The 835-nt window shown below is 64.9% G+C and carries 2 protein-coding genes; both read right to left on the bottom strand.

Translation table 11 applies throughout. The annotated features are described in order from the left end of the window. Window positions 1-57 precede the first annotated feature (57 nt). On the bottom strand, window positions 58-372 hold the full coding sequence (locus BI06_RS29060) for a hypothetical protein (protein WP_043472539.1): 315 nt from the start codon (window positions 370-372) through the stop codon (window positions 58-60). Then, on the bottom strand, window positions 365-811 hold the full coding sequence (locus BI06_RS29065) for a YbaB/EbfC family nucleoid-associated protein (protein ID WP_051742062.1): 447 nt from the start codon (window positions 809-811) through the stop codon (window positions 365-367). Before BI06_RS29065 ends, BI06_RS29060 begins: the two co-directional genes overlap by 8 nt. Between the last annotated feature and the right edge of the window lie 24 nt (window positions 812-835).

Consider the following 835-nt stretch of genomic DNA (forward strand, 5'->3'; position numbering starts at 1 on the left):
GGGGACTGCCTGCCGTTTCCGGTTGTGCGAGGGGTAGGGCCGTCGGCGACGGGTGGGTCAGAAGCCGTTGGCGAGGTCGTTGGCGTGGTCGCCGGCCTTGTCGAGGGTGACGGCGAGCAGTTCCCCGTTCTCCCCGACCGAGCCCACCGTGGAACCGATCTTCAGGAGCAGCTCGTACAGGTTCTTGGTGCCGTCGTCGACCTGGGTGTGGTACTGCTTGCCGATCTCGTCGTTCCCGCCCACCTTGAGGTTGATCGAGTTGATGTGCTCGGCCTCGTGGGTGAGCTTGGCCACGTAGTCCTTGAGCTCGAAGAACTCGGCGAAGCTCTTCTTGAGCATCGCCGTCTTGGAGGTGGTGTTCGGGCTAACCACGGAACTCCTCCTGCCGGCCGGCCTTCTCCTTCTTCTTCTTCTCGTCGGCGTCGAAGCCCGGACGCATCGCCCAGAGAGGTTCGAGGATCTCGTCCAGCTCGCTGCCGCCGGACATCGAGAGCCGCAGCGTCTCGCCGATCCCGTCGAAGCGGGAGATCCGCTCGGCGACCTGCTTGCCGACATCGGCCCGGGCCTCGTTGAGCACATCGGTGAGGATCTTGGCGAGCTCGGCGGGGGCCATGTCGCGGTAGTCGTTGGTGTGGAAGGTGAGCGAGACGACCTGGCCCTGGGAACCGACCTTCGCGGTGACCATCCGGTCCTTGGAGGTGACCGAGCCGGTGAGCTCGTTCATCTCCTGCTGCATCTCCTCGGCCCTGGCCAGCTCGGTCTGCATCTCGGCCATCGCCTGGGCGATCTGCTCCGCGAACGGGTTGCTCATGTGCTCTTTCCTCGTTTCCTCGTG

The organism is Kitasatospora sp. MBT66 (assembly GCF_000710405.2).
Taxonomy (GTDB): domain Bacteria; phylum Actinomycetota; class Actinomycetes; order Streptomycetales; family Streptomycetaceae; genus Kitasatospora; species Kitasatospora purpeofusca.